At 39.2% G+C, this 20,691-nt stretch carries 12 protein-coding genes; 3 read left to right on the top strand and 9 right to left on the bottom strand.

Translation table 11 applies throughout. From position 1 onward, the window contains the following. Positions 1-16: 16 nt before the first annotated feature. Complete coding sequence (locus ESV24_RS05335; RefSeq protein ID WP_111814670.1) at positions 17-526, bottom strand: RNA polymerase sigma factor; 510 nt, start codon at positions 524-526, stop codon at positions 17-19. Positions 527-631: 105 nt separating this feature from the next. Between ESV24_RS05335 and ESV24_RS05330 the strand changes: the two genes are divergently transcribed. The 3 genes from ESV24_RS05330 (at position 632) to ESV24_RS05320 (ending at position 4,594) form a co-directional block, all read left to right on the top strand. After that, complete coding sequence (locus ESV24_RS05330) at positions 632-2,395, top strand: hypothetical protein (RefSeq protein WP_146743125.1); 1,764 nt, start codon at positions 632-634, stop codon at positions 2,393-2,395. Between the two features lie 49 nt (positions 2,396-2,444). Then, positions 2,445-2,924 (top strand): hypothetical protein, encoded by a 480-nt coding sequence (locus tag ESV24_RS05325; protein WP_235003981.1) that lies wholly within the window; start codon positions 2,445-2,447, stop codon positions 2,922-2,924. Positions 2,925-3,085: 161 nt separating this feature from the next. Continuing rightward, positions 3,086-4,594, top strand: coding sequence for a hypothetical protein (locus tag ESV24_RS05320; RefSeq protein WP_111814674.1), 1,509 nt, complete (start codon positions 3,086-3,088; stop codon positions 4,592-4,594). Between the two features lie 101 nt (positions 4,595-4,695). On the opposite strand, the gene ESV24_RS05315 is transcribed toward ESV24_RS05320, so the two are convergent. From ESV24_RS05315 to ESV24_RS05280, 8 genes are all read right to left on the bottom strand, one after another. Continuing rightward, positions 4,696-5,322 (bottom strand): carbonic anhydrase, encoded by a 627-nt coding sequence (locus tag ESV24_RS05315; RefSeq protein ID WP_111814676.1) that lies wholly within the window; start codon positions 5,320-5,322, stop codon positions 4,696-4,698. A 107-nt stretch (positions 5,323-5,429) separates the two neighbouring features. Further along, a complete protein-coding gene (locus tag ESV24_RS05310) occupies positions 5,430-6,950 on the bottom strand; it encodes a tetratricopeptide repeat protein (protein WP_111814678.1) in 1,521 nt (506 codons plus the stop codon). A gap of 107 nt (positions 6,951-7,057) precedes the next feature. After that, positions 7,058-7,615 (bottom strand): Pycsar system effector family protein, encoded by a 558-nt coding sequence (locus tag ESV24_RS05305; RefSeq protein ID WP_111814680.1) that lies wholly within the window; start codon positions 7,613-7,615, stop codon positions 7,058-7,060. Positions 7,616-7,673: 58 nt separating this feature from the next. Beyond that, entirely contained in the window at positions 7,674-8,714 is a 1,041-nt protein-coding gene (locus ESV24_RS05300) for a response regulator (protein ID WP_111814682.1), read from the bottom strand. Between the two features lie 94 nt (positions 8,715-8,808). Next, the gene (locus ESV24_RS05295; RefSeq protein WP_111814684.1) at positions 8,809-9,180 is read right to left on the bottom strand and encodes a response regulator; all 372 of its coding nucleotides are present in this window, start codon (positions 9,178-9,180) and stop codon (positions 8,809-8,811) included. 7 nt (positions 9,181-9,187) lie between these two features. Next, on the bottom strand, positions 9,188-12,871 hold the full coding sequence (locus tag ESV24_RS05290; RefSeq protein ID WP_111814686.1) for a sensor histidine kinase: 3,684 nt from the start codon (positions 12,869-12,871) through the stop codon (positions 9,188-9,190). A 38-nt stretch (positions 12,872-12,909) separates the two neighbouring features. Continuing rightward, positions 12,910-15,345, bottom strand: a complete 2,436-nt coding sequence (locus ESV24_RS05285) for a tetratricopeptide repeat-containing sensor histidine kinase (RefSeq protein WP_146743126.1) — start codon at positions 15,343-15,345, stop codon at positions 12,910-12,912. After that, positions 15,335-20,689, bottom strand: coding sequence for a nuclear transport factor 2 family protein (locus ESV24_RS05280; protein ID WP_111814690.1), 5,355 nt, complete (start codon positions 20,687-20,689; stop codon positions 15,335-15,337). The genes ESV24_RS05285 and ESV24_RS05280 overlap by 11 nt, the downstream gene beginning before the upstream one ends. Between the last annotated feature and the right edge of the window lie 2 nt (positions 20,690-20,691).

The raw sequence follows: 20,691 nt of genomic DNA, 5'->3' as shown, positions 1-20,691 counted from the left end.
TACCCTACCTTAAAATTTAAATATTTCCAATTTCTTTCCGAAGCTTTCCCAAAGCTTGGCTCATTCGTTTTTCCACTGCTTTCACCGAAATGTTCAACATTTCCGCGATTTCAGCATATTTCTTTCCCTCGATTCTATTTAGTAGAAAAGCGGTGCGTTGGGCTTCGGTAAGGTTTTCAAGTGAATTTTTAAGCTTTTCGTGAAATTGGGCTTCTTCCATCAAAAACTCCGGGGACTGGAAATTTGTGTGGTCGGTTTGAATTTTGGCGTGTTTCAAAACCACTTTTTTATGCGCAACTTCGTTTAAAAAAGCATTGTTGCAGACGGTATATAAAAATGATTTTGCTTTTTCTTTCGTTATCTTTGCGCAGTTTTGCCACAATTTTATGAAAGCTTCCTGAACCAAATCATCAGCTTGCGCTCCATCGCCACATTTAAAATAGATAAAACGCCAAACCGGTTTTCCATGAGTTTCATAAAGACGGTTGAATGTATTTTCGTTACAAACATTTTCAGGCTCTTTCATAAACGTGGTTGACGGCTTCAAATATATTTAAAAGTTTTTCAACTTGTAGGGTAGGGTAAATTTTAATTTATTTGTTATTAATATAAACCACTCAACATATTTAGTGTGAAAAAAATATACTTTCTCCAATATTTCGTTTTGCTTTTAATGAGCATTACTTTTTTTTCTTGTCAAAAAGAAGAAAAAGAATATATAGACGAAACGCCTGCCGATACTATAACAGCAAATTCACCATTAACGGGTTTGTTGTTGCGCACGTCTCAAAATCCGGGCAGTTACGATGATATAATTGACGGAAATGGTTGTGCTTCTGTAGTGCTCCCGATTACGGTTGTTGCAAACGGACAACAAATTACAATTAACACTCCCGAAGATATTTTGTTGATACAGCTAATTTTCAATCAGTTTCCCAACGATACTGATACTTTAGAAATAACGTTTCCAATTACCCTGGAGCTGTTTGATTTTACACAAGTAGTTGTAAACAACCAAAGCGAATTGGATGCTTTTGCCGCCACTTGTGGCACAAATGATGTTGAAATTGGATGTTTGGATTTTGTATATCCCATTTCTTTTTTCACGTACAATTCAGATCAACAACAAACTGGGACTGTTGTTGTGAATAGTGATTTAGAGCTTTTCAGCTTTCTGCAAGGTTTGGGGCCGAATGATTTTATTAGTTTGGATTTCCCAATTTCAGTAATTCTTGCCGATGGGTCAACTGCGGAAATGAACAGCAATCAGCAATTACAAACTTTGATAGCCGATTGCGTGGCAAATACCAATACCGACCCTATAGATATTTCACAATTTGAAGAAGATTTAACAACTGGGCTTTGGTACATTGAATACTTTTTTGATGATTATGATGAAACCGATAATTATGCTGGCTATGAATTTAGCTTCGCTATGGATGGAACGGCACAAGCTGTAAAATCTGGAACAAATGTGCCTGGAACTTGGGCACTTGGAGACGATTTTAAATTCGATATTTTCTTCGGAACAAATACGCCTTTGGACGAGCTTGATGAAGATTGGGAAATACTTGAAGCAACCGCAGAAATTATTAAGCTGAAACACATCAGCGGAAGTGATGGTAGCACAGATTATTTAACGTTTGGCCGTACTCCAAATACCGGCGGGAACAATACGGAACTAAACCTTTTCATAGAAAACTTGAGCACAGGAAGCTGGTTCGTGAATTTGCTGGAGGAAAATGGGACTGACCTCACTGCAAATTTCAATGAATATGAATTTTCATTTTTAAGAAATGGTTCTGCAATTGCTACAAGCAGCAACAATACAATAAATGGTTTTTGGACCGCTGAAGTTGATAGCGGTAATTTAGATTTTATTCTAAATTTTGAAACAGGTACTAACGATAATTTTGATGAATTGAACGATGATTGGGATGTATTGGAAGCCACGCAAAGCATTATCCGCCTTTCTGACGAGAGTGGTGGCGGAAGCGGAACAGACAAGCTTAATTTCGGGCGAGAGCCAAATGGCGGCGGTGGAGGTGGTCCAGATCCACAGGAACTTCGTGATATTCTACAATCGGGTACTTGGTATATTGAAAAGTATTTAGTTGATGGTGATGATGAAACTTCAGATTATTCCGGCTATGATTTTACCTTCTTTGGCAATCAAACTATTCTGGCCACAAATGGATCAGAAAATGTAGACGGAATATGGATTGTAACGGTGGACGGCCAAGAATTAAATTTTGAATTTGATATGGACAGTCCTTTAGATGGTGCAGATGATGATGAATACAAAGCCCTTCAATACACATCTACCTCAGTAACATTTATCACCCGAAATAGCCAAGGTCAAATTGAAGATACTTTAATTTTCAAAAAGAACTGATAAAATTAAAAACCTAATATTTTAAACAATAAAATTAAATTTAATAACTATGAAAACTATGAAAATGAAAATAGCAAGTATGTTTGTAATCATTATGTACATTGTAACTGTCGCGGCTTGTAGCAAAGACGACAACAATAACGATTCACAACAGAATGCAACTGTGCAACAGACCATAACCACTGCACAGACCGGCTCTTGGAAAGTCACTTATTTCTTTGATACGGACCATGAAGAAACTAACCATTTTACGGGTTATGCGTTTACTTTCAATGAAAACGGTTCTTTGGTAGCCGTAAATGGAAGTACAACAATTACGGGAACTTGGTCGGTAACTGATAGCAATTCTAGTGACGACGACGGAGGTTCAAGTGGTATAGATTTCAATATTTTCTTTGCTTCGCCCCCAGATTTTGAAGACCTTTCTGATGATTGGGATATTATTTCGGTGAGCAGTTCAAAAATTGAACTTACCGATGTAAGTGGTGGCAATGGAGGTACGGACTTTTTAACATTTGAAAGAATCTAAAAATTAATTTTCATCTACTCATTAAGACCATCCTAATTGCGGGTGGTCTTTTTTATTTCATTTTAATTGAAGCTCTAATTTTATTTAAAAAATTATAAATGATGGTAGGGTTTTCTTTAAGTTGCCTGTCTTATTTGTATAAAACATAAAAAGAAACAATCATGAATAAATTAACCAAATTCACATTTTTAGCTTGCTTATTAATTTTTTTGGTAAGCTCTTGTACAAAAGAAGATTCCCAGCCTTTTGATGATTCGAACACAGATTTAGTAGCCGTAAATTCCGAACTGGGAGATTTATTGCTTCGTACTTCAGACAATAACAATACATCTTCAATAGATTGTATAGATCTCGTTTATCCGCTTACTTTCTTCATCTACAATTCAAACCAGCAACAAACCGGAACGCAGACGGTTGGCAATGATGGTGAACTTCTTGCCTTTTTGCTTTCCTTAGAACCCGGAACTTATATTGCATTGCAGTTTCCCATTAGCGTTGTATTGCAGGATGGCACTATTGTGCAAGTTAATAGCAATGCAGAATTAGTTACATTAATTTCCGACTGTTCCTCCAATGGAGGTGGTTTTCCTTCAGATTTTGAAACCATATTGACCTCGGGCTCTTGGTTTGTAACCTATTTTTTCGATGATGTAGATGAAACAAGTGATTTTGCGGGTTATGAATTTACATTCGGAACAGACAATACAGCACGAGCAGTAAGTACTTCCAACATGGTTGATGGCACTTGGAGCTTGACGAATAGCAATACCCCAGACCTAAATCTTTTCTTCGGAACCAATGATCCTTTTGATGAGCTTGACGAAGATTGGGACATTATAGAAGCAACCCCAGATATCATTAAATTGAAACACATTAGCGGTGGCGACGGCAGTGTTGACTTTCTAACTTATGAACGTACACCGAACGGCGGCGGCGGAGGCGGCGGAAACACTTCTGAGTTTACTGATAATTTGACAAATAGTGTTTGGTATGTAAACCTATTGGATGACGATGGAAATAATGAAACCTGTGATTATGTTGCTTATGAATTTAAATTCAACGCAAATGAAACAGTTACTGCCACAAGTACAAATAACACCGTTAATGGTATTTGGGCAGTTACCAATAGCAGCAGTGGAATAGACCTTGTTTTGAATTTCGAAATCACTGGCAGCGATGATCCTTTTGAAGATTTAAATGATGATTGGGATTTAATTAGTTTTGATGCCCAAATAATAAAATTGATAGATGTTAGCGGCGGTAACGGCGGGACGGATTATCTTAATTTTGGAAGAAACCCTTACGAAGATTGTAATGGGGGAGGAAACACTACAGAACTTACCAATATCCTAAAGGATGGGCAATGGTTTGTGCAAAGCTATATAGACGATGGAGATGATGAAACTAACGATTACAGCGGCTATATTCTTACTTTTAACACAGATGGAAGTGTGATTGCAGAAAATAGCAGTAATACAATAACTGGAACTTGGAGTGTTGTTAATAGCAGCAATGGTCTTGACGTAATATTGGATTTCGGAACCGCAATGCCTTTCGACGAATTTAATGATGATTGGGATGTTGACACATACACAACTACAAGAGTTGAACTCTTTGATATTAGTGGTGGCAATGGCGGCACAGACTACCTAACTTTTGAAAAACTGTAATTACACTTTTTTATCCCCCACAAGAAGCCATGAGAAATCATGGCTTTTTGGTTATTGCTTGCCAATTCAGGAAAGCAGCATTTTTTTAGAATAAATGTAAATTAATCTAAGTGATATATTTCCATAATTCCTTTCAGAACTTTATCGAAATCAATCTTTAAATCAATTAATCTTCCAGTTTCCATGTCCATCACCCAACCGTGAACTGTAAGATTTCTGGATCTGTAAGCAATTTGTACATCAGCTGTCTTAATTACGTTTACGCACTGTTCTTGAACGTTCAGTTCTACCAAGCGGCGGTATTTTTCAGCTTCATTATTAATTGCATTTAGTTCTTGTTTGTGCAATCTATAAACATCGCGAATGCTTCTAAGCCAAGGATTCAAAATGCCCAAATCCTTACTTTGCATGGCAGCTTTTACACCACCACATCCATAATGGCCACAAACAATAATATGGCTGACATTTAAGAAATTAACAGCATAATTTATTACGCTCATCGCACTCAGGTCTAAGTTTGAAACCATATTGGCAATATTTCTCAGAACAAATGCTTCACCTGGTTTGGCACCCATAATTTCCTCTGCCGTAACCCTGCTATCGCTACACCCAATATATAGTACTTCTGGATTTTGACCTTCAGAAAGGTTTTTGAAAAAGTGGGCATCTTTGCCTAGTTTCTCCTTTACCCAAGCTTCATTATTTTTAAAAATTTGGTCGATGTTCATGGTTTTTTCTGAAGTTTTTTTTCAGAATTTAAAGATAGGTAAAAGCCATTGTGTCCACAAAGTGGAAATTGAAAAATTAAGTCCGATGCTTTTTGAAGTCCGCAAAACTACATAACTTGTTTGGTATTTTCTATTCCCTTTAAAACTAGCAATCTACCGGGTCCAATTTTTAAGGCAAGCTCGTATTGTTTTGCGGCCTCTTCTTTTTTGTTTTGGTCGAGCAACCAATCTGCATAAAGTTCGTGGGTAGGCTTTTGAATGGACGGTGGTCCATAACTATAGCTTATGCTGTTTTCAATATCGATGGATTTTATAAAATGTTCTTCTGCAAGTTTTGTATTATTATTTAGTTCAGCCCGAAGTGCCATTAATTGGTTTTGCCTAATTTCAGATCCTTTCAAATCCATTTGTGTGGCTTCATCGCGAGTAACGCCTGAACAAAGTTTGGAACTGCCTTCCGAAACAACAAACGATTCCCTGTTATGGTCTTGGTCCATTATAGTTAGTATGCTGTCCATTTTTTTTGTGTTGCCCGTTTTAAAAGCTTTCATCCCTTCCAGAAAGTGATATTTGGAGCGGACGGAAATATTCAAATCTGTTATGTTTACAGGAATATTAGCTATTTCACCTTCCCATTCATCGGTCTCGGTTAAATAGGTTCCTTTTAAAAACACCAAATGTACTCTTGCCTTTTTTGAGGAGTTTTCGGTAGCATATTTTTTCATATCGAGCACCATTTTTTTTGCTTCTTCAAAATTTCCTTTCTGAAGATAGCCGTATTCCAACCAATGAAAAGCGTGATATCCGCGGGCATCGTTGTCCAGTTTTTTTTGCTCCATCCTGTTAATGCTTGCTTGGTATGAAGCAATATTTGAAGAAATTACATTATCCCACATCCCCATTGCAACATAGATGTGTGAAGGCATATGTAATGCGTGGCTGGCATCTGGCGCTACTTTTGAATATGCATTGGCTGCGTCCAGGGCAAGAGTAGCATGGTTTGGGTCGTCATAGGAATGGATAAGGTAATGAAGAGCTCCTGGATGGTTTGGGTTTTCATTCAAAATACCTTTTGCAATTTTTGCTCCTTTGCCGTAAAGAACATCGTCCCTTCCTTCGGGAACAGCACCCAGCAGGGATAAAGCATAAAACGCGGCTACTTCTTGATTGGCCGGATATTTTTTATATAAACCTTCCATAAACTCGGCATAGGCAATATCCCGCTCCTTTTTTTCTGTTTTTGGTTGGTAAAGTATGTGTACCGCTTTAATTAAATCCTCTTCAATTTCTGATGTTTTCTTATCTAGATCAATACCGTCCAAGTTTGCCAAAACAGCTCTGGCAGCTTCATAGTCCTGTTCCTGCCATAAACTGTGGTTATAAGTCATTGCCTCGCCCCAATATGCCATCGGCATTTTTGGATCTTTCTTTTGTGCTTTTTGAAAAGCATCTCGAGCATCTTCATACTCAAAGGAATGCAATAGCAATAATCCTTTTTCAAAGTGGGGCTGGGCACTTTCCTTTCCAGTGACGGAAATGTTTACTACACCCAGATAATTTTTTTTCGTTTCCTGTTGCTTACACGAAACTATAAAAAGCAATATGAAAAAAGAGGTTATAAGTTTCATAACTAATAATTTAGAGAATTATCTAAAGGTAACGATTTCAGCACAATTTTAATTTGAACCATTTATGATTTGCCTATTCGTCCCGTTAAGCTATTTGATTGGGGTTTTTATAATGTAGCAATCACATAATAAATAATGGTAAGCAATAGGAGTAATAATCCCAAAGCCAAAAATTTAAGCGATCGCTGCACATTTTTAAACTTTATCGTAGCAATTTTTGAAATGATAAACACCTGTTGTCCCAAATGGTCAAAAAGCTGGTCTTCGTCCCGGCTTATGCTGTAAAAGGTTTTTGAGAATTCATTAATGGTCCCAAATTTTGAAATAACATCCCGGAAAAAAAATATGTTCTTGTCATATTTAGCTTCAATTCTTGGGATGAAACAACGTATGCTGAAATAAATAGACACCACAGTACAACAGAACCAAAGTCCCAATAGAATGTACAGCACAACTTCGTTGGGTGCATTTTTTACTGCCGCAGTTGTGCCTTGATAAATAAAATTCAGCAAAATTCCATAAAAGGAAAGAATTAGCCCCGCTTTAAGTTCGGAAGCTTTTATTAAGCCAGTCACGTAATTAATGCTGCCCCAATAGTGATCTACTAGATCGTCAGTATGTTTGTTCTTGATTGGCGAGGTTGGTTGTTTTTCTTGTTGTTCCATAAGATTGTTCTTTTGCGCTAAAATGCTGCGTTATACTTTTGCTTGAGGTGATGCCTCTTTATTCCAAGACTTCATAGACTATTAAAAGTTCGGTTTTGTTTTTTACTTTTATGCTCTCAAGCTTTCTACATTTGAAGGCTTCTTTTACCGTGTTGTAGCAGCTTTCGCCAATGATTATTTGGTCTGGTTTTGCGGCATCCTGTAAGCGGGCGGCGGTGTTTACGGTGTCTCCTATTACTGTATAATCCAACCGTTTCAAACTTGCAGAGCCAATGTTTCCGGAAATCATTTCACCACTTTTAATGCCGATGGAAACTTTTGGTTCAAAATCCGGTAAGCCTTCAATTTTTGCGATGTTGTTAATTTTGTTTCGAACGGCCAGCGCAGCGTCAATTGCTCGGTCCAAATGATAATCGCCCCGAAAAACCGCCATAACCGCATCGCCTATAAATTTATCTATGAAGCCCTGCTGTTCCATTATTTCTTGTACCATAACATCAAAATAAGTATTTATCATACTTACAACAGTATCGGCTGGAGTGGTCTCACTGATTTTTGTAAACCCGCAAAGATCTATAAACATAACCGTCGCCTCAATGGTTTCGTTTGCCATAATGGTGGTTTCATATTCTCGGCTGCCCATAAAATTCAATACGTTTTCGTCCACGTACATTCTTAAAATATTATTTTCTTTAATGGCCTGTAATGTTTGTTTTATTTGGTTGCTGTGCTTTATAGTTTTTTCAACTGTAATTATCAGGTCTTCAAAATTTATTGGTTTTGTAATAAAGTCGAAAGCGCCACGGTTCATTGCCGTTCGAATATTTTCCATATCACCATAGGCCGAAACGATGACAGATTTCAGCAGTGGTCTCAGCTCGCTCAGTTTGGTCAAGAGTGTAAGCCCGTCCATTTCAGGCATATTGATATCGCTCAAAACGATGTCCACTTCAGGTTCCTCCTTGAGTTTTTCCAACGCATCCACGCCGTTTATGGCGAAGAAGAATTCATACTCCTTTTCGCGTATCTGCTTTCGGAATTTCTGTTTTATCAGTGTTTCCAGATCTGCCTCATCGTCAACTACAAGTATCTTTGCCATAATTTTATGTTTTGTGCTACCTTCAAGATTAAGGCGCAGTTTTCAATATTCAATATTCAATATTCAGTTTCGTACATCCGTCATCTGTCTTCCATCACTTCTGCAATAATTTTTCTTTCAGTACTTTAAAATCCACGGGTTTGGTCAAAAAGTCGTCTGCGCCAAGACTTTTTGCGGTGTTGAAATTTTCATCGTCACCATAGGCTGTAATCATCATAACCACTGGCGGCGGTTTACGGAATTCTTGTTTAATGTGTTTCAAAAGTTCCAAACCGCTCATTCCGGGCATATTGATGTCTGAAAGAATCAATACCGCCTCTTTTGAATTTTGATTTAGATAGGTCAACGCTTCTTCGCCCGAAAAGGCAAAGTCAAAATCCATTTCGCCTGTTTTTATTTCCTTTCGGAAACGTTGCAGGAAAAGGGTTTTTACGTCTTGTTCGTCATCTACTACTAGTATCTTCATAATATAATTATTTTGGTAGTTTAATAATAAATTCAGTTCCTTCCCCTTCTTTAGTTTCTACAATCAATTCGCCACCATGACCTTTTGTAACAATATCATAACTCATACTCAAGCCCAAGCCAGTTCCTTCTCCAGAGGGTTTGGTAGTGAAAAAAGGCTGGAATATTTTGTCCAAAACTTTCTGTGGAATACCGTTGCCGTTGTCTTTTACTGAAATTGTAATCCAGTCCCCCCTGTGTGCATTCCTCTCGGTCGTGCCTCCCTCGTCGGATGCAAGTGAAGGGGGGTACTTTCGTGTGCATACCCAAACGGTTGGCTCATATTTACTTTGGGCTTCGCTTGTTCCCCCTTTGGGGGTTAGGGGGGCTTTCTTTCGTTCCGCACAGGCATAAAAAGCATTGGTCAATAAATTCAGAATCACGCGACCCATATCCTGTGGAATAATATTTATTTTACCGATTGTATCGTCAAAATCCGTTTTCATTGAGGCGTTAAAACTTTTATCCTTTGCCCGCAACCCGTGGTAGGCCAACCGTAAGTATTCATCGCATAAAGTGTTTATATCCGTGGGTTCTTTCTTACCGCTACTTGTTCTGCTATGTTGTAACATTCCCTTTACTATTCCTTCGGCGCGCTTTCCGTGGTGGTTTATTTTTTCGAGGTTTTGTTTAAAGTCTGCCGAAATTACTAAGGCTGCTTCTATATTTCCATTGTGCAATTCGTCGTTCATTTCGGCCAAAAGCTCATAGCTCACTTCTGAAAAATTATTTACAAAATTCAGCGGATTCTGAATTTCGTGGGCGATGCCAGCGGTCAATTCTCCGAGCGAGGCCATCTTTTCGGAATGGATAAGCTGTACTTGGGTGGACTTTAGTTTAGTAAAGGCTTCTTCAATTTCCTTAGCATGCTGCAGTTTACTTTGTATTCCTTTTTGCCGCTCTTTGAAAAGTACCCGTTTTCGTTGAAACCTGTCCAAATAAAACATTGCAGTGAAAAACAGCAAAATATAGAACAGATACGCATACCAAGTGCGGTACCACGGCGGCATGATAGAAAACTGATAATTTAACGGTTCGCTCCAAGCCCCATTTGCATTTTTGGCTTTTACCAAAAAAGTATAATTGCCTTCGCGGATGTTGCCAAAAGTGGCGGTGCTGTTTTCAGTTATGGGGTTCCAATGTTCGTCATATCCCTCCAGCATATATTGATAGCGCACCAATTGTGGCCGTGTGGTCTGGATTCCCACAAAATTAAAGCTGATGTTGTTTTTGGAATAGGGGAGTTCCAAATTTTCGGGAATTGCGTAAAAAGGCTGAACTCCGTCAAAATGCACATTACGATATGTATGTACCATGCTGTCCAGCTTGCTCGCAGGCAGTTTTCTTTTGAAGGTAAGCATTTCATCGGTAATATAAGAAGGGGTATTGTTGTTTTTTTCAGTGGAAAGGGTATCTTTTTTCCGCGCCCATTCGAGGCTGCGCCAGCTTATGGGTTCGTTGTTTATTTTAATGTTTTGAAGGATAACCTTCGGCGATTCGGTGTTTCTAAGGACGCTACCATAATCAAAACGCACCAGTTTATCGCCGGTGCCGGCCCAGATTATACCATTTCCTTCTTCGTACATGCTATGGTTATTGCTGATGTCTTTTATCGGGTATCCAGTATTTTCATTATAATTTTCAATGCCATCTTTCGCTATTTTTCCCTTTTCGGAAGAAATGCCGCCTTTTAAAATCGTAAAACCTACGTTAGTTCCTATGATTATATTTTTGTTGAAATCTTCCAAAATTTTATATACCACATCGTTCGCCAAACCTTGGGCTGTGCTGAAGTTTTCAAAAATGGGCTCGGATTGATCGGCATTGGGTAAATTGAGTTTTTCAAGCCGTTCTTTTTTCAGGATGGAAATGCCGCCTCCCCAACTGCCGATTATTATGTTTCCGTTTTTGTCCTCAATTACGGAGGAAAGCTTATTGTCCGGCAGGCCTTGGTTTTTGGTGAAGTTCATAAAATTTTGACCATCGTACCGGCTCAGGCCGCCTCGGGTGGCAATCCAGATATTTCCTTGGCTATCTTCGCAAAAACCCCAAATCGTTTTGTGCACGAGACCCTGTTCCGTATTGAAATTTTGGAACGACTTGCCATCAAATATGTTTATCCCATCGCTATAGGTCCCAATCCAGAGACGATTCTTTTTATCGCAATAGAGAGTGGTGATTTCATTGTCCGGCAAACCATTGCTTTCCGTGTAGTTTATCAGTGTCTTCCCTGTAAATTTGCTTAGCCCTGAGTAACTCCCGAAATACAAATTGCCTTCTTTGTCTTTTGCCGCAGCAAATTGGGTATCGCTCAAAAGCCCTTGTTCGGAAGTATAATTTATATAGGTGCCGCTGTACGGCGCGCCATCATTTTCAACATATTTTACGATGCCAGCGTTGGAGGGGGCAAACCACATATTGCCCTCGTTATCTTGGGTTGTGGCGTAAACGGCATTGCCCGGAAGTCCTTGTTTGTTCGTGAGTTCCAAAACGGATGGTCCATCGTATCTGTTGAGCCCACCACCATAAGTGCCAAACCAGAGACTGCCAGCAGTATCTTCGGTAATACTGTTTACACGATTAAAGGCAAGCCCTTGTTCCTTTGTGAAATTTATAAAGTTGCCTGTTTTTTTATCGTATTTGGAAACACCGCCCTCCGTGCCAATCCAAACCTTGCCTTGACCGTCCACGGTAATGCACATAATGGAATTGTTTACTAATCCATCAGCTTCGGTTAGAGGCTCGAATGTTTTTTCAGAAACATTGGAACTTGCGGGTCTGAATCTGAAAAGGGAGCCCGTTGCACCTACCCAGATTGTTCCGTCATTATCTTCGGCAATAGCCATTGCCACTTCGCTTTTTAAATTGAATTTATCTGAAACATTTATCAGTTCGCCATTTGCATTTGGCGAGGTTTTCCAAACCCCTTCGCTGCCTGCGAACCATAACTGGTTTTGGCTGTCTTCCATAATGTCGTTCACTTGGCCCTTTAATGGTTCCATTTTTTTGAAAGGCTTCTGCCCAGCAATTGTATCATTCGGGTTGAAACTGCAAACCCCTTTTTGCGATGCAAACCAAAGGGTGCCTTTGCTGTCTTCAATAATTTTTAAAACATCGTTGTCCGCTAGGCCTTGTTCGGTGGTAAAATTTTCGAAGGTTTTGCCGTTATATTTGCTCACGCCCCCGTAACTTCCAAACCAGATATTCCGTTGGCTATCTTCGGTTATACAGTTGATGAGATTGTGGATAAGTCCGTGGGCAGAGGTGAAATTGGTAAACGACTTGCCATTGTACATGCTAACCCCGTTGCCGGCTGTTCCAAACCAAAGGTTGCCTGCGCTGTCTTTGTAGCCACAAAGTATGCTGCTCATTGCTAGGCCTTGTTGGGTGTTGAAATTTTCCATTTCCACATAAAACCCAGATGAAGTTTTCACGGGTGCGGGTCTTTGTGACAACAAAATGACCTCGGCTTTGCTTTCTGAAAGGACGTTTATAATGGGCTTTTCTGCAGGTACGACCACGGGGGGCGAGATGGTGTCGTTTTTTTCAAAGGTGCTTTGTCCTTTTTCGGAACGGTTTGAATTACACGAAACGACGAACAGTACCGCAAGGCTGAGGTAAATAATCCGAAATATGGCAATGCTCGTTTTCATTTTATTGAACTATATCGTTCTTTTAGTCTTTAGGTTTTTTAATTTATTGGCAATCGAATAATAAACTCGGTTCCCTCGCCTTCTTTAGTCTCAACTTTCAATTCGCCTCCGTGGGCCTTGGTAATAATATCATAACTCATACTTAACCCCAACCCAGTCCCTTGTCCAGTTGGCTTTGTTGTGAAAAAGGGTTGGAATATTTTATCCAAAACTTGTTGCGGAATTCCGTTTCCGTTGTCTTTTACTGAAATCTCAACTTTGTTGTTCAGTTTTTTTGTTGAAACTGAAACTGTGGGTTGGTAGGAATCCAGACCTGTCAGATCTTTATCAACGGCCAATTTTTTCTCGTTTACAGCATAAAAGGCATTTGTTATCAAATTTAAAATAACCCTACCGATGTCCTGGGGAACGATTTCAATTTTTCCGATGGTTTCATCAAAATTGGTTTTCAAGGTTGCGTTGAAACTTTTGTCTTTTGCACGAAGGCCGTGATAGGCGAGTCGCAGATATTCGTCCGCCAAAACATTGATGTCCGTTGGCTCTTTTTCGTCCGTGCTTTTTCGGCTGTGTTGGAGCATTCCCTTTACGATTCCTTCTGCGCGCTTGCCGTGATGGTTTATTTTTTCGAGGTTTTGTTTTATGTCAGCCATTATGGTTTTGGCTTCTTCTATATCACCTTTATCCAATTCTGCTTCCATTTCGTCCAAAAGTTCATTGCTCATATCTGAAAAATTATTAACAAAATTCAACGGGTTTTGAATTTCGTGGGCAATGCCTGCTGTAAGTTCGCCCAAACTTGCCATTTTTTCGGATTGGATGAGTTGTTTTTGGGTAGCCTTGAGGTCAAAAAGTGATTCTTCGAGCGCAACGTTCAGTTTTCTTTTTTCCTTGAACCTCATAAAAAATACAAATGCAAAGCCAATGACTATCAGTAAGCCGCCAATGCTGATGTTGCGTATAAGTTTTTGTTGTTTTATTTGGGATTGCTGTATGGCTATTTCCTTATCCTGACTGGCCTTTTGCAGGGCACGTTTGTTTTCATAAATGACCTGTTGAGTAAGGGCAGTTATTTTTTCTGCTTTTTCTGCGGCATTCACAGAGTCATTCATTTGCTGAAATTTAAACTGGCTTTCAAAGGCATTTTCGTAATCGTTGTCCTTTACGTAGGTATCTTTCATTCTATCATAAATGGAACGACGCGTTTTGTAGTCTCTGGGCAATACAACCTGTTCGGCCATTTGAAGTGCTACTAATGCCTTTTTTGTATTTCCTGAATTGGTATGCACTTTTCCTATTTGCATTAGGGAAATAGCCTGATAATTGAAAGCTTTATTTTCTTTTGCGATATCCAAAGCTGTGTTGTAATTGGTTAAAGCATTTTCATAATCTTTCAGTTCCAAATAGATATCGCCAGCATCCAAATAGCCATCAATAATAAACCGGATGTCGCCCCATTGCAATGCATACTTAATCCCTTCTTTTGTATTTGTGATGGCCTCTTCAAACTTGCCCTGCATTTTGTATATCCTCGAAATGTAACTGTATGAATAGCCTATGCCACTTACATCTCCCAGTTTTTTGCGTAACGCTAACGCTTTTTTATAGTTTATTAAAGCGTCATCTAGCTTATTGGCAAACATATCTGTAACCCCCATATCATTATAGGTCCTTGCTATACCCACCGAATCTTTGGTCAGCTTATATAATTCCAATGCTTTCCGTTGGTCTTGTAGTGCCTCGGGATAACTTTTTGCCAACATATAATTGAAACCATTGGCCAATAAGGCGTCTGTCATTAAAGTCGTGTCCCTGATTTCTTTGGCAATCTGTAAGGATTTTAGGGTGCTTTCCAGAGCGTCGCCATAATTGCCCAAATAGCGTTTTTCAAGGCCTAAGCTAATTAATGCAGATGCTTTGTCATATTTATTATTTGTCTCTTCAAATAGTTTGATGCTTTTGTTGAAATATTCTATGGCTTGTAAATTATCGCCTTTATAACCGTAGCCCTGGGCTAAGGTGAAATATGCCATTGCTATTCCGGGTTTGTTTCCGGTTTCCTGCCATAACCGTAAGGCTACATTTAAAGTGTCAAGACCCAACGTAGTATTTTCATAAGATAGCACCGACCCTAGGTTTTCAATGGCTTTTGCGCGTATCATTTTATGTTTTGTGGCAATACTGGAATTATTGTTTATGGTGGTGAATTTATTTGTAAGCGGAATGGCAAGTGAAGCATACTTTTTACAACTGTCATTTTCAATGAGCAAACGGTATGTGGTAGAAAGTTGGGTTGCAAGGCGTGCTCGGGATGAATCTGAAGTTGCCCGATTAAGCTGTGCCTTTAAAGCATTGGCTTTCTGTTTAGTTGCATCCACTTGCTGCTGTGCCATTAGGCTGCCCGCAAACAGGCTGCAAAAAGTTAGTGCCAAAAGCATCTGCTTTATTGTTTGTATGTGTAGTTTTTTAAACATCATTTTTTGTTGGTAAATTAATGCTGAATTCACTTCCTGTCCTTTCCTTACTTTCAACTTTCAATTCTCCTCCATGTGTCTTTACAATATCATAACTTAAAGATAGTCCCAATCCCGTTCCTAAACCTGTTGGTTTTGTAGTAAAGAATGGTTGAAATATTTTGTCCAATACATGTTTTGGAATTCCGTTGCCGTTGTCTTTTACTATAATCTCGATAGAGTCTTTTAATTTTTTTGTTGAAACTGACACCGTCGGCTTATATGAATCTAGACCTGTCAGGTTTTTAAAACCTGACAGGTCTTTATCAACGACCGACTTTTTCTCGTTTACGGCATAAAAAGCATTCGTAATCAAATTCAGAATCACCCTTCCCATATCCTGTGGAATAACATTGACCATACCGATGCTTTCATCAAAATCTGTTTCCAATGTGGCATTAAAACTTTTGTCCTTTGCGCGTAGACCGTGATAAGCGAGGCGTAAATATTCATCCGCCAGTTGGTTAATGTCTGTGGGTTCTTTTTCGGCTGTGCTTTTTCGGCTGTGCTGTAACATTCCTTTAACAATGCCGTCTGCGCGTTTGCCGTGGTGGGTTATTTTTTCGAGGTTTTGTTTTATGTCGTTCAGGATTTCCAGTGCTTCTTCATAATTTTCGGAAGCCATTTCTTCTTCCATTTCTTCCAAAAGTTCGTTGCTTACTTCAGAAAAATTATTCACAAAATTCAGTGGGTTCTGAATTTCGTGGGCGATGCCCGCCGTCAATTCTCCAAGCGAAGCCATTTTTTCAGATTGAATTAATTGCTTTTGTGTGGCCTGTAAATCGGTTAGCGTTACTTCAAGACGTTGTTTTTCAGCTAACAACTCAACCGATTGTTTTTCCTTTAACTGAAGGTCTAAGAAACGCGTGTAGGTAAGGTCAAACACATTTGTAAAGCGTTTGCTAAGTTCGATTAGATTATCGTTGGGTTCTTTTGTAATCAATAACAGATACCCATATTTAAAAAAGCCAACATAATAGCATTGTTGATCCGGTAATGTGAGACCAGAATCTTCCATTACCTTAATTGCTTTTGCTACGGAAGGGATTGTTCTTAAAAAGGCATAATGTTCCTTCAAAGCCTTGCCTTTCCAGATTTTGTTATATTCCACCGCTCCATTAAGCGAAGCTTTATAAATATCTCTATGCGTAGGTTCTTCTTTATACGGAATTAACATAGGAGGTAATATTCCTCCCGAATCTGCACCCATCCATAATTCTACTTCATCGTTTTCTTGCCAAATACAAAAACCACAGCTCCAGGTTTCAGTAGCGATTTCTTTTATTTGCTTAAATAATACCGCTGATGTTTCAGCCAACTCATCAGATTTCTGCATTCCCATGGTTCGTGAGCGCACTCTTTCTAATGCAATATCTATTTGCGATTCACGTGCTCGTTCTTCAGCTTTTTGAAGATCCATAAAACGGATGTACGCTTGCTCAAAAACTTTGGCAAAACGTTTTATGATTTCAGCTTCATTTTCTGAAGGCACAACACCTGTTAGTGAAGGAATAATGATTGCAGAATTTTTTGACCAAGCAGCTGAGAGGTTATGTTTATCAGCTTTTAGGACATGCTGTTTATAATCTTCCGGAAAATGTTTATAATCACTATGCTCAAAAGCGTATTCAAAAAAGTGATTCTTCGCTTCAACAGAAAATTCCTTTGAGAAATAGGCATCGCCACGGATTTTTGAATCCCAAGCGTCTTTAAAAATGGGGTTGTCAAAATAAGGAACAAAATAACTCCCCGAATGGGAAAAGTCTGGCGCAACTATCCAGTGCACCACATCTTTATTGTCTGGGAAATAGGTACAAAGTATCACACCACCGGCATCGAATATTACGCCCAGTTCCGTTAATTTTTCGGCAACTAAAGCTACCACCTCTTGTAATTCATCTGGTTTGTGCATCGCCAAAGAACGGGAACGTACTTTTTCTAAAGCGGCTTCAATCTGTGCTTCCCGTGCCTGTGCTTCGGCGTTTGCCAAGTCGGTATATCTTTTATAAGCAAATGTGAACACGTTACGGAAGCGTTTCAAAATCTTCTTTTGATCATCGCTTAAAATTCCGAAATTCGAAATTCCAATGGCACCATTCCCAAAGGAATAGAGATTATAGGTAAGATGATCAATTTGCCGAAGCCGTGGATCGTCTTTTTCGCCATTTCGTAACCGCGTTTCTATGAGTTCTTCCAGTGCTGCGCCCTTCAATTCAATTTCAAAAAACGCGTCATTGCTGGATTGCACCTTTTTGATTTGCTGTTCAATCACAGGGTCACCATAGAATGAGAATTCTGTGACAGCACTTGACATATCGTGGGAATAGTCGTAATCTAAAAAAGTTTCGGTATCGTCATTATGAATATCGATAATTGCATTTCGGATATCGGTAAAGCCAAGGGCCAGCAATTGCTCGTACAACACTTGGGCAATATCCAGCATATCTTCAGATTTTTTGAGCGCGAGGGCTACGTTTCTAACTTTTTCGAGCGAGGCTTCAATTTTGGCTTCTTTGGTCTGCTCTTCGGCTTTTTTAAGATCTTCAAAACGTTTATAAGCCAGATCAAAAGCAGCGCCCATTTTAGTTAAGATGGTTTCAATTTCTGCGGAAGGCGGTTCGAGTAAATCAATACACATTCTACCGTTGTTGAGAGGTATTGTAGGATGATATGCTTTCTTTATTTTAGCATTTTTTAATAATTCTTCTGAATCGCTTGCTTCTTTTCCCCTATCGTGATCCCGAAGAAATTGAAGGGTCCGTTTAAAATCTTCCTCATCCTGAACCACCAAGAAATAGGGGTCAGTGTGCTCCCACATTCTTTTTATAAAAAGATGGGGGTTAATTTCTTCCAAGCGATAATTTACTTTCATTGGTTGATACAGTTTCCTTTTTGTTGCTTGCATCGCTGTAAGATCCCACATGGTATATGTACCATCTTTTTCTTTTATATGAATGGTTGCAGCCGCCACATTGGGAATATCCAAGCCCATTATTTCTTCTTTCAGCTTAAATACAACCTCCATTATTTCTTCCGAAGCATACATAGCCAGTGCCTTTGCACGTACTCTTTCTACTGCCAAGTTTATCTGTGCTTCTCGAGTTTGTGCTTCGGCTTTTTTAAGGTCAAGGAAACGCGTGTAGGTTTGTTGGAAAACTTTTCCGAAGCGCAGTAAAATTGCATTTTCTTCTTCGGAATAGGGGATACCGTCGAAGTTCTCTATATAAAGACCAATATTATCTAACAATACAGTAGAAATGGCAAGGGCTTTACGGCCGAAGTAGTAGTCTTTTATTTCCTTAGATGCCTCAGGTATAAATTCAAACAAATTTTTATAAAATTTGTTTTTTTCTTCAAAAGAAAGCTGATTAGCGAAGAAATCATTACCCCTCTGCTTTGCTACATTAAAACTGTTGAAATGAGCGCAATCAAAGTAGGGAAGGGTTACTTGCGTTGGCACATCGTGATTGTCTGCCAACCAAATATACATATCGTCCCTTTCTTTATAATTTATAATGAAACCTGTATGCTCAATGTTGATATTCAGTTGAATAAATTGATTGTAAACAACCTGAATGACTTCTTTGAGTTCTTCGGAATTTTGCATGCCCATACTTCGGCTCCGCACTTTTTCCAATGCCATTTCAATCTGTGCTTCTCGTGCCTGTGCTTCGGCTTTTTGAAGGTCGAGGAAACGGGTGTACGTTTGTTGAAACACTTTAGTAAAGCGCAACATCACATCTATCTGTTCTTGGGACAGTTTTTCGCCACCAACAATCAATAAATACCCTTGCTTAAAGTTGAAGGTGTGAAGTTTTAGTTGTGGAGGGGAAACGGCAATCAACTTTTCTGCTGAAATTGGAAAATTTAAGCTTTCTTCTGCAATGAAGGTTTGGTGAGCGATCGTTTGTTTTTCGTCCAAATCCAATACAAAAACGGGTTCTTGTTTTTTCCAGTTTTTGATAATAGACTTCATATTGTCCGTTTTATCGTGAAAAACCCCAGTAGCGATAGGCATTATTTTTCCAGTTGAAGGATCTGGCATATAGTTCCAACCTATTTTTTCGTCTTCGTCCAGAAGTACGTAGCCACTTGTAATACTTTCGATTCCTAATTTGGTAATTTCAATGAACAACAATGCGCTGGCAGCTCTTAATTCATCACTGCTATGCATGGCCAAACTTCGTGAACGCACTTTTTCTAAACCTAACTCTATCGCTACTTCTCGGGTCTGCTTTTCAGCTTTTTTAAGATCGAGAAATCTGCGGTGCGCAAGGTCAAAAGCGCCAGCAAATTTTTCTAAAATTTCGAGATCTTCCTTTGGAGGATGTTTAACCACACCCGGCAAACTGTACCCAATCTCCCCGTGGGTGGTGCGCGCCATAATAAATGTGAGTCCGCCAATGTGGCGAATGTCATCTTCACTGGGTGCTTGCGGATCTATATTCTGAAAATCGCCAAGGGTGACCATTTTATCCACATAGGCTAAAGCGGCTTCGGTATCCATTGGGTAGATAATAATAGCATCATCACTCTTTTCCCAATTGGCCAACATTGGGATGTCACCGTGGATATGTCTTGGAAGCTCCATTACAAAACCAATTTTTGTACCATCGCCCGAGGTCATTGCCTTTTCGTATTTCTCAGGCAGCCACATCATATGCCAGAAATAGTGGGCTTCGTGACCTAGTTTGATAAATTCGGTACGCATGGTGACCACGATATCCAGTAGATCACTTGATTGTTTCATGGCCACCGCTTCTGCACGGATTCTTTGTAGCGCACCTTCAATTTCAAGTTCTCTGTTTTTTGATTCCAACTCTATCGTGCGGCGTTGTATGGCATCACGAAGTTGTTGATTTTCTTCGTTTATTTTTTCAAAACCAATGGTTTCGCCTTCTTCTGTTTTGGAATCGGGCATGGAGAAATGTTGGTAGATAAAACGCCAGCCTTCCTTATTTTTCTGAAGTGCCGATGTAAACCGAAACCTTCCGTAATAATTGTATTCAGTATCATTAAGAAACCAAGCATCAAAAAAATGGGTAATGAAAATGAGCTCCCCGAATTGTTCCAGTGTTCGGGTTTCGTTTCTTAAATCACATTTTCCGGCTAATTGTTCAGCGGTATCATAAAAGAATTTTGTGGTAGCTTTTCGGTTTAAAAATTCTTCATTATTTGTAGAACCAATAAAGTGATATTCTTCATCCAAATAAGAATCGTAGGTAGCCACGTCACCATTTAAATAGCTGTGCAGCCAAGTGTCATACACTTTTAATACTTCGGTTTCTATTTTTTTGGTCAGTTTCATCG

The organism is Aequorivita lipolytica, from assembly GCF_007997135.1.
Lineage (GTDB): Bacteria > Bacteroidota > Bacteroidia > Flavobacteriales > Flavobacteriaceae > Aequorivita > Aequorivita lipolytica.
The sequence above is the reverse complement of the archived record's forward strand: the minus strand, read 5'-3'. Positions and strand labels throughout refer to the sequence as shown.